The sequence below is a fragment of the Isoptericola croceus genome (assembly GCF_029382255.1).
In the GTDB taxonomy this organism is placed as follows: domain Bacteria; phylum Actinomycetota; class Actinomycetes; order Actinomycetales; family Cellulomonadaceae; genus Isoptericola; species Isoptericola croceus.
In genome coordinates this window covers 1-253 of record NZ_JARLLG010000540.1, presented here as the reverse complement: position 1 = coordinate 253, position 253 = coordinate 1, and the positions used below count along the sequence as shown (strand labels likewise).

The 253-nt window shown below is 44.7% G+C and carries 1 protein-coding gene; it reads left to right on the top strand.

Annotated features, from left to right (window positions below; translation table 11 throughout):
* Nucleotides 1-94: 94 nt before the first annotated feature.
* A partial coding sequence (locus tag PZC42_RS25030; RefSeq protein ID WP_498041216.1) for a hypothetical protein occupies nt 95-253 on the top strand: 159 nt, incomplete at its 3' end.

Sequence of the window (253 nt, the reverse complement as noted above, 5' to 3'; positions counted from 1 at the left end):
GTTGACATAGACTGTGGCCTTGGAACACCACTCTTTCATGCTGCTAACAATGGCAAGGATAAGACACTGAAGATTTTGTTGGATCACAAGGCAGATGCATTCTAACGTAATTGTCAATAATGGAGCCGGTAGTCCCCTGATGAGTTCCCTTATCTACCGATCATTGAAGTGTATGAAGCTACTCATAAAGGCTGGTGCTGATGTTAATGGCAAGGGTACAGTTGTAACCCCTTTGATGCTTGCTGCGTCGCAA